At 32.4% G+C, this 14,433-nt stretch carries 7 protein-coding genes; 3 read left to right on the top strand and 4 right to left on the bottom strand.

Translation table 11 applies throughout. The features are described from left to right. Nucleotides 1-2 precede the first annotated feature (2 nt). Together Q0910_RS04930 and Q0910_RS04935 are read right to left on the bottom strand one after the other, a co-directional pair. Complete coding sequence (locus Q0910_RS04930) at nt 3-1,511, bottom strand: carboxypeptidase-like regulatory domain-containing protein (RefSeq protein ID WP_299213188.1); 1,509 nt, start codon at nt 1,509-1,511, stop codon at nt 3-5. 236 nt (nt 1,512-1,747) lie between these two features. After that, a complete protein-coding gene (locus Q0910_RS04935; RefSeq protein WP_299213190.1) occupies nt 1,748-3,256 on the bottom strand; it encodes a carboxypeptidase-like regulatory domain-containing protein in 1,509 nt (502 codons plus the stop codon). Between the two features lie 359 nt (nt 3,257-3,615). Between Q0910_RS04935 and Q0910_RS04940 the strand changes: the two genes are divergently transcribed. Next, the gene (locus Q0910_RS04940) at nt 3,616-6,612 is read left to right on the top strand and encodes a carboxypeptidase-like regulatory domain-containing protein (protein WP_299213192.1); all 2,997 of its coding nucleotides are present in this window, start codon (nt 3,616-3,618) and stop codon (nt 6,610-6,612) included. Nucleotides 6,613-6,866: 254 nt separating this feature from the next. Here the strand turns inward: Q0910_RS04940 and Q0910_RS04945 are convergent, their stop codons facing one another. Beyond that, nucleotides 6,867-10,466 (bottom strand): M1 family aminopeptidase, encoded by a 3,600-nt coding sequence (locus Q0910_RS04945; protein WP_299213193.1) that lies wholly within the window; start codon nt 10,464-10,466, stop codon nt 6,867-6,869. A 2-nt stretch (nt 10,467-10,468) separates the two neighbouring features. Further along, nucleotides 10,469-11,350, bottom strand: coding sequence for an ABC transporter ATP-binding protein (locus Q0910_RS04950; RefSeq protein WP_299213195.1), 882 nt, complete (start codon nt 11,348-11,350; stop codon nt 10,469-10,471). A gap of 326 nt (nt 11,351-11,676) precedes the next feature. On the opposite strand from Q0910_RS04950, the gene hemB reads away from it, so the two are divergent. Next, nucleotides 11,677-12,651 carry a porphobilinogen synthase gene (gene hemB / locus Q0910_RS04955; RefSeq protein ID WP_299213197.1) on the top strand — a complete coding sequence of 325 codons (975 nt, stop codon included), beginning with the start codon at nt 11,677-11,679 and terminating at the stop codon, nt 12,649-12,651. 28 nt (nt 12,652-12,679) lie between these two features. After that, nucleotides 12,680-14,224 (top strand): anti-phage dCTP deaminase, encoded by a 1,545-nt coding sequence (locus tag Q0910_RS04960; protein WP_299213199.1) that lies wholly within the window; start codon nt 12,680-12,682, stop codon nt 14,222-14,224. The last annotated feature ends 209 nt before the right edge of the window (nt 14,225-14,433 follow it).

The raw sequence follows: 14,433 nt of genomic DNA on the forward strand, positions 1-14,433 counted from the left end.
GTTTATTCTTCTTCTATATCTTCATCAATAGCTTTAAACTGTTTGATTGCAGTATTAGGTTCTATAATATTATAACCTTTCCAGAAATCCGGACTGTATTTTGATAAATAAGTGGATTGTACGTTTTTATTTTCTTTACCGTTATTATATTCTGCTTCGGTGATATTTTTAGCATCAAAGACGATCACTTCATACTTGTTTTTAGCGTAACTAATGACATCTAGGTTAAGGGACAACTGATTTTGCTTGTTTCTTCCTTTAACGTATTTATTTTTCTCTATAATACTTAATGGACGATCTACACCAAATTTGTTTTCTGTTACTTTTTCTATAAATTTTACCCCATATTTACCATCTGATCCTTTCTGAAAAATAGTAGTGCCACTATATCCATTTTCTTCAAAACTAACACCTAATAAGTTAAAACTACGTAAACGCTTTACGTTTTGATAATCTACGCGTATCACTGCAAAATCCTCTGTATTTACGTATAAGGTACCTTTAAAATCACCTCTTCTTTTTGGTGTGAATTTGATCACATATACTCCCACATCATCCAGTATGGTATAATCTACTCGCTCAAAAATATACCTGCCTGAATTTTTGATCACATTCAATTTAGTATCTGACTGATATAACATTTCATTAAACAGGTTTTTGAGATTCATTTTTCTGGACTTAAAGAAGAAATTTTCTTTTGGATTATCAATTCCATCTGCGATATCCTGAGCATCTTGATTCGCTTTAAGAATCGAATCTACCTGTACTTTTTGACTAAAGAGTCCTGATCTTATTTTTAGATATGAATTAGGTTTTACATTATCTTTAAAGATTTTCTCCATTTTCTTAAACACCCCTTCTATAGATCCATTATTGTTTTTATCATATAGACGAGCTCCTTTGATTACATTTAGTTTCTGTTTATCGGTATTTCCATAAAAATCACATAAAGCCTCCGCATAAAAAACAGAATTTCTCGGAATCACTCGGGATATACTATCTACTAGTTTTTTGTCAATCTCCTCGATAGTAGATTTTTTAAACTCAATATCCATTTTTTTAATAAAATTGGTATTAGTTTCTCTAAAAAATAGTCTGCTTTTAGCAAGATCAGATCTATAATTATCTTCCATATTATCATCTACATTGTCAATGATATCGTCGATATCAAGATTTTTGTTAGAGATAAAAACACTTTTTAATGCTATAGCTTTGGGTTGGATATATATAATGCTATCCGTAATACTTGTTACAGCAACACCGACTTTTTCATAACCCATAGAAGAAATGTAGATAGAATCTATTTTGGATTGAATATCATCTAGAGTAATACTAAAACTTCCTTCTTCGTTAGTTACTATTCCTTGATTTTCTCCAATCTGTATGGTAGCGTAGGGTATGGGTTGATTGGTTTTTTTGTCAACAACCTTAGAGCTAATTTTTTGAGCTTTTATAGAAGAAGAAATCATCCATACACTAAGAATTAGTAACACAATTTTATTCATTTTCATAGCATCAGTAGATTCATAAAATTACACGATAAAAGTATAGATTCCATTATATCTATTACATAGTTACAACGAAAAAGAATACAATTATGGTAATATATTCTTAAAATAAGACGAGATATTTACTGATTTATAACAAATAAATTGAATAAAATCCCTTTTGAACAAAGTGATTCTTATGATAGTCTTGATTGTGCTCTAACAGGTTCAGCAGAATTAACAAAATCTAATTTAGAGGACTATAAGCCTCCTTCAATCGCTGTAAATTGTTTAATCGCAGTATTAGGCTCTATGATGTTATATCCTTTCCAGAAATCCGGATCGTATTTAGAGAGGTACTGTGGTTTGATGGTTTTGTTTTCTTTACTACTTTCATACTGACTTTCTGTAATAGGTTGAGAATCAAAAACAACAACTTCATATTTACTAATTTCACCTGCACCGATATCCAGTCCTAAGGATAGCTCGTTTTGTTTGCGCCTTCCTTTTACAAACTTGTTTTTCTCGATAATTTTAAGTGGACGATCAATTCCAAAAACATTTCCTCTGGTCTTTTCTATGTAGCGCACACTGTATTTACCATCTGCTCCTTTAGCAAAGATCGTTTTGCCTTTATACATGGTATCGTGAAAACTGACACCTAATAGACCAAAGTTCTGAAGGTTTTTTACATTCTCATAATCAACTCTCATAATAGCAAAATCCTGTGTATTTACATACATTGTTCCCTTAAAATCCGCCCCTCTTTTAGGTTCGAAATTGATAATATAAACACTACTATCGTCTATGGTCGTATAATCTATTAGTTCGAACTTATATCGACTAGATTTTTCGATAAAATTGAGTTTAGAATCTTCCTGAAAAAACATACTAGATAGTAAGTCTTGTAGCGATGATTTTCTGTATTTAAGAAAATAGTTTTCTTCATTTTTATTAGGTTTCTCTACTTCGCTTTTTACCTCTGCAGCTTCTTCATTGGCATCAAAAATAGAGTCCATTTGTACTTTAGTACCAAGAATCCAACCTGATTTTATCTTTAGATATGAGTTGGGCTTTACGTTCTTTTTTAAAATTTCTTCCAACTTGTCGGATAGTGCCTCCATAGAACCATCATTACTTTTGTCATAGAGTTCTGCACCTTTAATGATATTTAGTTTTTGCTTGTCAAAATTACCATAGAGATCACATAACGCTTCTGTATAGTAAGCAGATTTTCTTGGGATAATGGATAGCACACTATCTATAAACTTCTTGTTAAACTCTTTGATGGTAGACTTTTTGAATTTTATATTCATTTTATGCAGATCACTAAAGTCTGATTGTCTATAAAAAAGCTTTTTATGTGACAAATCTTTACTGTAGTTTTGATCTACATTCTCTTTTACATTATCAATAATCTCATCGATGCCCAGATTTTTATTAGAGATAAACACACCACTGAGTTCTATAGCTTTTGGTTCTATATAGATAATATTATCGGTAATGGAGTTTAATGCAATACCAACTTTTTCGTACCCCATAGAAGAGATATAGATAGAGTCTATTTTTGCAGATCGTTGATCTAATGTAAAACTAAACATCCCTTCTTCATTTGTAATTACACCTCCATTTTCTGCATATTGAATTGTCGCGTAAGGGATAGGTTCGTTTGTTTTTTTATCGACTACTTTAGAACTTATGGTTTGTGCAGATATAGATATGCTTGATAAAAAAGCAATAGATACTACTGTAAGTTTTTTGATATTCATAATTTGATGATTTCGTTTTTTGATATCCGATAGTTATTCATATAGACGTAAATAGATCTATAAAGGTTGCCTGCGTTATATACTATTTGATTTTAATAGAATAGGAGGCACTGTACGGAGAAGACGGATGTGAAGGGGAAATGTTACAAAAGGAGAAAACCTTATAATAAACAAATAGTATTCAGGTTTTTAATGTGTTAGATAAAACTTCTATTCTACAATAGTGTTATAATATTCATAAAAAACCAATATTTGTGGTAACAGATTACTTCTTTATAACACTAATTTATAGATTGTTATACTTAATAAGATACATATCATTTGTAACTTTGGTTTAAACGTTAGTATTCTATATGCCTATGAAATCAAAAATAATTTTTTTACTCATTTGCACATTATTTATAAGTGGATTCATATCCGCTCAATACGAGATTACTATAGACGCTTATGTCTTGGATCGAGATACTCAGAAAGCTATTCCTTTTGTGAATGTTGGTTTTTTAGACGAAGGTATCGGCACAGTTAGTGATCAGAATGGTCATATCTTTTTACAATACGACGAACAGGAAATAAATAGAAGCAATGTCTTTCAGCTATCGAGTTTAGGATATAAAACAATGCAATTATCTGTTAAGGAATTGTTCCAACTATTGACAAATAATAATACCATTTTAATGGAGCCGGCTATCTATGAATTAGAAGCGGCTACAGTAACGGCAGAAAAAAGAATGAAAAAGACAGTTGGTAGATCAAGTGTCTCTAATGGTTTTATGGGGTATTGGAAAGATGCCAAGGCGCTAGGTGGTGAGATTGGCACTAGAATTAGAATCAGCCATAAGAATTCTAAACTACTGCGACTTAAGTTTAATATAAATGAGAATATTACAGATAGCTTATTAGTGCGTGTGAATGTGCATGAACACAAAAGAAGGGCTCCGGGTAGAAACATGTTAACCAGTAATATTTATCATACTATTACCAAAGAAAAAGGCGAAGAAGTTATAGACTTAATGGATTATAATATCGTGGTGCATGATGATATTATTGTTAGTTTAGAGTTGGTAAAAGTATATGGAGAAGACATCGAATTTTCTATTGGAGCATCTAAAGAAGGTATATCTTATCTGCGTTCTATAAGTCAGGATCATTGGGATGTACATTGGGATATAGGAATGGCATTTAGTGTAGATATATCATACCCTGTCGAAGAAGGGCAACTAAGAAAAAGAGAAAACCCTGATGATATTGTGCTTTATTGGGATACCTCTTTTTCTGCAACGAATCATGATCCGGAATATACATACCAATTTTTAAAAGCGTATTTGAAAAAAATAGAAAACACTACGGTAACGCTGATACCCTTTTCTAATACAATTCATGAGCAACAAAAGTTTGACATAAGAAATGGCAAAAGCAACCAACTTATTGAATCACTTAGTAAGATGGACTATAATGGAGCGACTAATTTTTCCGCTCTTTTTAAGGAAGAAAACAAACCTGATCAATATCTAGTGGTTAGTGATGGTCGAACCACTTTTGGTTCTTTTGAACAGGTTTATGATGTTCCGGTTTTTTATATTAATCATTTACCAAATCCGGACGATTTGTTATTACACAAAGCCGCGGTACAGAGTGAAGGTTATTATCTTAATCTTACTAAGATCTCTGTTGATCAGGCATTGTCTAATATAGTTTATGAATTAGAAGATAATAATGTATACCAGATCGACAAAAATCAAGAATTAATAAAAGGTTTAGTCACTTCTGGTGGGAAACCTGTACAAGGTTGTAAAGTTTCTGTAAAAGGGACGTTGATCCAAACAACTACAGATGCTAATGGATCGTTTTCCATAGATGCTAGCATGGAAGATGTGTTGACATTTGATTTTTTTGGGATGGAATCTCAAGAAATTGCTTTGGACGCAAGAAAAAATATTAAGGTAGATCTTATTTCTAATCACACCGTTCTGGAAGAAGTAATAGTAGAGACTAAAGAAAGTAACGAATCAGATGACATAGTAAAAGATGTGTATGGCAACAATGTGAATAAGAAATCAATTGGGCACGCTTATTATACCGTAGAAGAAGAAGATTTTCTTCACTCTGCTATTTATCTTTCTGACTTAATAAGAGGTCAGTTTCCGGGAGTCCAGGTGTTTGGTTGGGGAGATGAGGCCGTTTATGAAATACGAACAAAGCTTTCGCTTGCTGCTGACAATAGCACACCGCCCTTATTTGTAGTAGATGGTCTACAATTTAACGAGCCACCAACTTTTCTATTCCCTACACAGATAAAATCAATATCTGTACTAACTGGCTTATCAGCGTCTGCTAGGTTTGGTCAAGCCGCAAGAAATGGAGTTTTTATTATCACCACTAAATATGGTGATATATCAAATAATAAAGATGGAAAACCAATTAATGATTTATTAGTTAAAGGAAATGATTACACAACCTCTAGTTTTTTACTAGATGTTAATCACAATAGACCTTCTTATTTAGATGAATTGTGGAATAGTACAAGTTATAAAGAAGCAAAAGAGATATACTATAGCCTTAGAAAGAAGTATCCCATAAGTATACCTTTTTATAGCTATAGTGCCTCTTATTTTAGGGTATGGAATACTGCATTCGCAGATCAAGTTTTATCTAATATTTCTGAAATTGGGTTCGATAATCCACAGGCATTATTAGTCTTAGCTTTTAAGTTAGAAGCTATAGAGGAATACCATAACGCAGCGTTTTTGTATGAGCGCATCTTTGACTTAGCTCCTGATGCGGCGCAATCTCATCTGGATTTGGCACGAATCTACGTTTCGATCGGAAAATATAAAGAAGCCTTTGAACTGTATAAAAAAATATTACGAAATAAGGAATCTACAATGGACTTTGAGGAAATTGCAGAACAAGCCGAGTCAGAAATTAGGAGATTACTAAACTTTCATAGATCAGAGCTTACTTATAAGGATGTACCCGATGAATTTTTAGCTGTAAAAGGAGTGCCGGTGCGTCTTGTTTTTCAATGGAGTGATCCTCAGTCAGAATTTGAACTTCAGTTCGTAAGTCCGAAAAAGAAGTTTTCTAAATGGAAACATGTGTTTCGAGAAAATAAGGAAGAACTATTATCTAGGGTACAATCAGGGGTGTCATCTAAAGAGTTTATAATTGATAATGCAATGCCTGGTGAATGGATTATAAATGTTCAATCATTCGGTGATGCTTCAGCTTTAAACCCTGCATTTATGAAATATACGATGTATACTAATTATGGTCTGCCTAATGAAACAAAAAAAGTACAATGTATTAACCTATCTAACCAAAAAGAAAAAGTAACACTAGATAAAATAATTTTATAAGACTTTAAACAAAAAACATTGTGTTATAACCACAGTTTTGAAATTAGCAATTCTAGAAAGTATTTTATGGAAGGCTGAGGTTGCTCCAGACGAGGACAGGTCTTAAAAGCCAAATATTTTACCAAATTATAAAAAGAAAATCACGATAGAAACAACTGTTTCTTATCGTGATTTTCAGCATTTAACTAACTAAATTTTTACAGAGCATTACGTATTCATCTTGCTTTTTTGTAATTAAATAGGGTCTCTGACCCTTACTCTTCTACTCCTCGTAGATTATCATTAGAGTTCCTGTCTATTAACTTATTATACGGATCAACTCCCGCTTTTTCTGGTTTTTTGTCTGTTATAATGGTAAATGTGTTTTCGCCAGGTAGTAACCATTTTCGCTCCAGATAATATGGATTTTTAAGTGGTACTTCCTGATCATCTATAATGTCCTCACCAAACAAACCAACTTCTATATAATTTGTTTTATCATCTGTGCGTTCTTCTTTTCCTTTATCATCATAATAGATTTTTTTAGAATCTACTGTAAAGGTGGTTTCATAGGTACCATTATCCAGTTTTTTGGTTTTGGCTTCTTTGATTCTATTTTCATACAACACAATCTTTTTAAAACCGTCTTCTACTGAGTATTTAAGAGAATCTGGTGTCACTTTATAAATAGCATCATATAAGTTTTCTGAAGTAGGATATACGCCTTTTTCAAAGTTTTTATACTCTTCTAAGAATCCTTTTAAGGCTGTATTGATTTTTTCTTCACCAATAATATCCTGTAATTCATACATCACCATAGATCCTTTGCGGTACCAAATATAACCGCCTGTTTCTACATTGATTAACGATCGCTCCGGTTTAAAACTAAAGGCACGACTGCGTAAATAGGCATCTAGAGAATACTTAAGAAAGTTTTTAATCCCATTTTCGCCATACTCGTGTTTCATGGTCATTAACGATGAATACTCAGCTAAGGTTTCTGCAATAATTGTAGCGCCGGATGTTTTACTAGGTGCTACAATATGTCCCCACCATTGATGAGCAACTTCATGTGCGGTTACACGGAAAGCATAATTAAAATCTTCAGCCTTTTCAAAATCAGCGGCAAACCCAAAGTCTTCTGAGTATGGAATTGTGGTGACAAAAGATTGAGCAAACTGAGAATGTGCAGGAAACTCGACAACTCTGATCACAGAATTTGGATACTCATAGAAATTTTTAGAACAATACTCCAGTGCTACTTTTGTACCTTCTATAAAATATTCTAAATTTCTTTTATGTTTAGGAGAATGATAGATCTCTATGTCTACTTTTTTCCCACTTGGTGCTATCCAACTGGACTTCTCTACATCATATCTGGCAGAAACTACATTAAAGAATAGATCCGTCTGAGATTCTAATTTATAGTGAAAATAGACTCGATTATCTTCTTTCCATTCTTTTACTAATTTACCAGGCGCAATAGCGATTTGATCAGATGAGGTACTTACCACAGCTTCAAAATTAATATAATTGGCATCTTCGTTATAAAGATTCTTTTTTAAAGCCGTAGAATCCGTTCTAGGTGGAAATAAGTAATCTAATTTTTCCAATCCATATTTTCTTCGAGTTCCATTATCACTAAGTGTTCTATCATAATGAAAATCAGGGAAGATAGAATTGTTTAGAAAAGTACCGTTATTTAATATCTGAGTTTCCATACTGTTAGCAAATCCTTTGGTCTCAGCAGACATAGAAATTGACAACTTTGCAGTGTCTTCAGGTTGTAGTGTAGTAGGCAATTTATAGAAATACATTCTATTAATAGAATCAGAAACCACAGCTTTTAGTGAAACACCGTTATAGATAATTTCTCCTAATTGAGTATGTTCTGCAGGATACTGAACATTTAATAATAAGGTATCAATAGGAGTGTTGTAATTATTAATTAACTTAAATTCTCCTTTCGCTTTTAACGCTCTTGTGTCTGGAAAAACATCAATGTAGACTTTCAGATCAGTAACCTGTGGATGCGCCTGATTGATTAATCTAGCATATTTTTTTTCAGCATCTGCTGCTATTTTGTTAAAGTAATCACCATCCTCGATAGAGTTTAATACTTTTAGATTGTAATAGCTATAGCCAGCTACGGATACGAAAGCAATGATTACCATGAGTAATGCTCCGATCATTTTAAAATTCAATCTTCTTATAGCAAGTGTTAATCGTTCCTTTGTCGTAGCAAAGAATCCGCGATTCCAGAATACAGTGCCAATGACTAGTAATATAGCCATCATTAAAGCCCAATACATATTTACAGTAAACGTACCATGCATATAATGACCAAAACCATTCAGATCACTAAGAAAAAATGGAGTGGAGCCCGTAAAAATTAGAAGTGGATTGTTACTTTTAAAACCGAACTGAACCAATAATGGAAGTCCGATATAAGCCAATATGATAATAAAATGCCCTAGAAACTTATTGTTAACCAATACATGGATAAAGAAACATAGAAAAATGGTTGTTATGAAAGTCGGAAGGATTAATGCAAAATTATACACGGCATACATGCCTAGTTCATATCCAAAATAACCATTAAATGTCTGAAATAATATTCCAATTATGATATTGACAGATGCTAATACTACGGCTACACCCAATAAAGAAATAACTTTAGAAAAGTATAGACTTGTAGTATTGATAGGTAATGCATCATAAAAAACAAAGGTTTTGTTTTTACGAGTTCTATGCACTGCTTCACCAGAATAAATGATTAAAATAACAATGGATAAAAGAGAAATTCCACCAGAAATAAAAGGTGTTACAAATCTTGTGAGCGGTAAATTAGGAGTTCCATACGTTTCGTTGTTGGTGAAAATAATAATTAAAGAGAACACAAGTCCGATGATCATCAAGATGATGAAAACTGGGTCTTTGATGATCGAAAGAAACTCAATCTTACTTAAAGATAATAGTTTGTTTCTTTCAGTTTTTTTAGTAAAAACCTGCTGAATAGGACTTAATAAAGAAGGAACGAATTTGTCATTTTTGATTTTACCTTCTTTTTTACCAGAAAGCAGAAACTTTTTATAATCAAATTTGAAAACAGTTAGTAAGAAAAATAGGATTCCCAATCCTAACCAAAGCATTCTATTTAATAAGAATTTCCCATAGATCGGAAGTTGATTGGTGTTTAACTCATTTATTGACCAATATTTTTTTACAAAAGAAAAAGCTCTACCGCCAAACGGATCCAGGTATACTGATAACCATTGATTATCTAGACTTGACAGTAAGTTTCCTGAGATACTATATAATAGAAATAGTACTATTCCTCCTAGATAAATGATGGGCATTTTTTTAAAAAATGCCATTAAACAAAAGAAGAGAGCACCAATTAAAAAGGCATTGATCTGTAATAGAAATATAAATGGTATTAAGTAAGATGATAAATTAAAAACTTCATACGCTCCATAATCCGGTCTATCAGCAAACATACCCCAGGTAAATCCAATAATTGCACCGATCACAATAAAAAGATTTAATAAGCTGACAATGGTGAAGCTTCCAAAAAACCTTCCTAATACATAGGATTTCTGAGTGATAGGAAATGTAAAATAGGTTTGAGCAGTTTTATGATCTTGATCCCTAAAGATGGGAACCCCCATAATAGCTGCATAAAAGAAAATGGAAATGACAGAGATGGGAGCAATAATCTCAGCAATATTATTTGGACTATTTACGAATTGTGCGGTAGAGGATTCCTGAAAATATCCCCATAGACCGGCAATCAAAAGTCCTAATCCAGCATAAATCCAGGTAGCAGGCCTTCGGAAACGGTATTGTAATTCGAATAAGAAAATTTCTTTCATAACTATGCCTCCTGTTCTTGCTTTTGGTTAATACTAAAGAAATAAAATTCTTCTAAACCATTGTCCATTTGCTCAAAACCGTCTCCAGGAGTGTTTTCGCTATATATATTTACAAAAAACTGGCCTCCTCTTAAATAATTGGAGAGCACGGTATATTCATTTTCATAGCGATCCAATTCTGATTTTTCAATTTGTTTTTTGAATATTTTGTTATCCAAAGTACTAGATAATTCTTGTGGATTCCCTTGTGCAAGGATGCTACCTTCATTAAAAACTGCCATATGTTCACATAGATTTGTTACATCATCTACGATATGAGTAGATAAAATTACTACAGCATTTTCACCTAATTCACTTAGTAAGTTATGAAAGCGATTACGTTCTAAAGGATCCAAACCAGCAGTAGGTTCATCTACGATAATTAGTTTTGGATTTCCTAATAGTGCCTGCGCAATTCCAAAACGTTGTCTCATTCCTCCAGAAAAATCACCTAGATTACGATTTCTAAACTTGTATAAATTCACCTTGTTTAATAAATCGGCAACATATCCTTTTCGCTCAGCAGTATTAGTAATCCCTTTTACTTTAGCAATGTGATTTAACATCATCTCTGCAGAAACTTTTGGGTATACCCCAAAATCTTGCGGTAAATATCCTAACACTTTTCGCAGCTCTTCAGGTTGTTTAAAAACATCAATACCATCAAAATGGATAGATCCTGTATCTGCTAATTGTAGCGTGGCAATAGTTCTCATTAAGGTAGATTTACCAGCCCCGTTAGGACCTAACAAACCAAACATTCCTTTTTCTAAAGTAAGATTGACATTGTCTAATGCCTGTGTTCCGTTAGGATACGTTTTATTGAGATTTTTTATTGTCAGCATATAAAATAAGGTTTAGCAATTTTTATCTATTAAACCCGATTTATGCAATAGAACTTCGTTATGAAGCTTTGAGATGCGAGAAATACTAGCTTTTTCTTGATTTTAGCATAGCACCGCTACGGTGAAATCAAAAATAGTAGCGAAGCGATAGTATTTGCGGTAGCTCACAGATGCAATAGATTTTCTATTGCATAAAGCGGGTTAAATAGTTAGTAGGTTATGTTAGGCGTTTGTTACATAATTGGTTTAATTTTGTGAAAATGATCCACCCGAAATTACGTTATAAGTTGGTATATTTACGTTTCTTATAAACTACTAACAAATTAATGCATCAACTACGCAGAAATAGAAGATTACGAACTACAGAATCAATTCGATCTTTAGTTAGAGAACATACAATCACCCCTAATGATTTTTTAGTGCCACTCTTTGTGGTAGAAGGTAATAATATAAAGCAAGAGATCGCTTCGATGCCTGGATATTACAGATATAGCTTAGACTTATTAAAAGACGAAGTAAAAGAGTTGTGGATGATGGGGTTAAAGGCAGTATTGCTTTTTGTTAAAGTTCCTGATAATCTTAAAGATAATAAAGGAACCGAAGCCTTAAATCCTGATGGATTGATGCAGCGAGCCATAAAAACTGTAAAAAATGTAGCACCAGAAATGTTGGTGATGACCGATGTGGCATTGGATCCATATTCTTCATATGGACACGATGGTATTGTGGAGGATGGATATATTGTTAACGATCCTACTTGCGAGGTTTTAGCAAAGATGTCGTTATCTCACGCTAAAGCGGGAGCAGATTTTGTAGCGCCTAGTGATATGATGGATGGTAGAATTTTGGCAATTAGAGAGCTTCTAGAAACAGAAAACTATAAGAATACAGGTATTATGAGTTATAGTGCCAAGTATGCATCGGCGTTTTATGGACCGTTTAGAGATGCCTTGGATTCTGCACCTGGTTTTGGAGATAAAAAAACCTATCAGATGGATTTCGCTAATCGAGATGAAGCGGTTAAAGAAACACTGAATGATATAGAGGAAGGAGCCGATATTGTTATGGTCAAACCAGGATTAGCTTATCTGGATATTTTGCGCGATATTAGGGAGGCCGTTGATGTTCCTGTAGCGGTGTATCAAGTAAGTGGTGAGTATGCAATGCTTAAAGCAGCAGCAGAAAAAGGATGGTTGGATCATGATACAATTATGATAGAACAACTAATAGCGTTTAAAAGAGCGGGAGCACATATCATTGCTAGCTATTTTGCTAAAGATGTAGTTAAACTTTTATGCTAATTTTGTAGATTAGGGGAAAATTTAACTTATGTCAGAGGCCAAACAACTCAAAATTGAAGATGATAGAGAACCTAAAAAAATAAAAGAACCAACTGGAATTAATGAATATTTAGATTATACTATTACTGATGAACTAATAATTGGTTTATGCGGCCCTATAGGATCAGATATAAATTTTGTTTCCGAAAGTTTGAAGGAAATACTGGAAGATACTTTTGGATATGATTGTATTGAAATTAAATTAAGCGATTTTATTAGAATGCAATTCGAAATTCCTAAAAAGGAAAAAAAATTCAGTTATTATGAAGAATTGATAAATAAGGGTAATGAACTAAGAAATCAATTTGGGAATGACATTTTATCAAAGCTAATAGTTCATGAGATTACAAAAGATAGACAATCAAAATCTAAAACAGATAAGGAATTAGTAAAGAAAAAAAGAATCTGTTATATTATAAATTCAATAAAACATATTTCAGAATATAGATTATTAAAAAGAGTATATCAAAATATTTTTTACTTTATAGGTGTTTTTTCTCCACTGGAGGTTAGAAAAGAAAACTTAAGTGTAAAGGGCATTGAAAATCCTGACATTGAAAGATTGGTAAAAATTGATTCAGAACAAGTTGAAGATCATGGACAAAAAGTATCAAAAACTTTTCCAAATGCAGATTATTTTTTAAGAATAGAAGATAGTAATGATAAAATAGTTAATGATAAAATACAGCGATTTCTAGATTTAGTATTTGGAACAAAAATAACAACTCCAACATATCAGGAAACTGCGATGTATATGGCTTCTTCAGCCTCTGCAAATTCTGCCTGCTTATCTAGACAAGTTGGGGCATCAATTACTAACAAGCTTGGTGATATTATTTCAGTGGGCTGGAATGATGTTCCAAAGTATGGCGGTAATTTATATACTGAAAATGATTTAAATGGAGATGATCATAGATGTATAAATAAAAGCGGTGGGAAGTGCTTTAATGATGAAGAAAAAAATGAATTAATAAATCTAATTACTGAGAAACTAGTTGAAGAGGAAGTAATAAATAAAGAAAAATCTAATGATGTTTTTAATATTTTGAAGGACTCTAGAATAAGAGATTTAATAGAGTTTTCCAGAGCTGTACATGCAGAGATGCATGCGATGATTAATGCAACTCAAAAATCTGGCTCAGAAATATTAGGAGGTAAGCTTTTTTGTACCACTTATCCTTGCCATAATTGTGCTAGACATATTGTTGCAGCTGGAATTAAAGAAGTATACTATATAGAGCCTTACAAAAAAAGTTTGGCTTTAAAATTGCATAGTGATTCTATAACGGAAAGATTTAATACTGAAAATAGAGTTAAAGTTTTAATGTATGACGGTGTTTCTCCTAAAAGGTATATTGATTTGTTTAAAATTAATGATGCAGAAAAGAGGAAGAAAGATGGTAAAAAGCTTATTGTTAAACGAAAAAAAGCATCACCAAGAAAAAGTGTTTCCTTAGAAGCTATTCCTTTTTTAGAGAAGAAAGCTACTGAGGAATTAAATAAAAATGGTAAATTTGATAAAATTATTAACTAATCCTAAATGTCCACTACTAAACAGAATTCCAAAAATCAATTGAAATTGAATTTTGAGAATACTGCGAAAGAAGTAAAAGTTATTTCTATTCAAAGATCTCAAAATAGAGAACTAAATACGAGAATATTAAATCGTAAGAGAACTTTTTAATGCAAATAAAATCTAAAAGATAGCCATCATATTTTGATGGTTTTTTTAGTAATAATAAA

Source organism: uncultured Aquimarina sp. (assembly GCF_947495315.1).
Lineage (GTDB): Bacteria > Bacteroidota > Bacteroidia > Flavobacteriales > Flavobacteriaceae > Aquimarina.

Excerpts from the sequence above, each read along its gene's own strand:
- Q0910_RS04930 (WP_299213188.1), bottom strand. The coding sequence starts at position 1,511 with ATGAAAATGAATAAAATTGTGTTACTAATTCTTAGTGTATGGATGATT.
- Q0910_RS04935 (WP_299213190.1), bottom strand. The coding sequence starts at position 3,256 with ATGAATATCAAAAAACTTACAGTAGTATCTATTGCTTTTTTATCAAGC.
- Q0910_RS04940 (WP_299213192.1), top strand. The coding sequence starts at position 3,616 with ATGAAATCAAAAATAATTTTTTTACTCATTTGCACATTATTTATAAGT.
- Q0910_RS04945 (WP_299213193.1), bottom strand. The coding sequence starts at position 10,466 with ATGAAAGAAATTTTCTTATTCGAATTACAATACCGTTTCCGAAGGCCT.
- Q0910_RS04950 (WP_299213195.1), bottom strand. The coding sequence starts at position 11,350 with ATGCTGACAATAAAAAATCTCAATAAAACGTATCCTAACGGAACACAG.
- hemB (WP_299213197.1), top strand. The coding sequence starts at position 11,677 with ATGCATCAACTACGCAGAAATAGAAGATTACGAACTACAGAATCAATT.
- Q0910_RS04960 (WP_299213199.1), top strand. The coding sequence starts at position 12,680 with ATGTCAGAGGCCAAACAACTCAAAATTGAAGATGATAGAGAACCTAAA.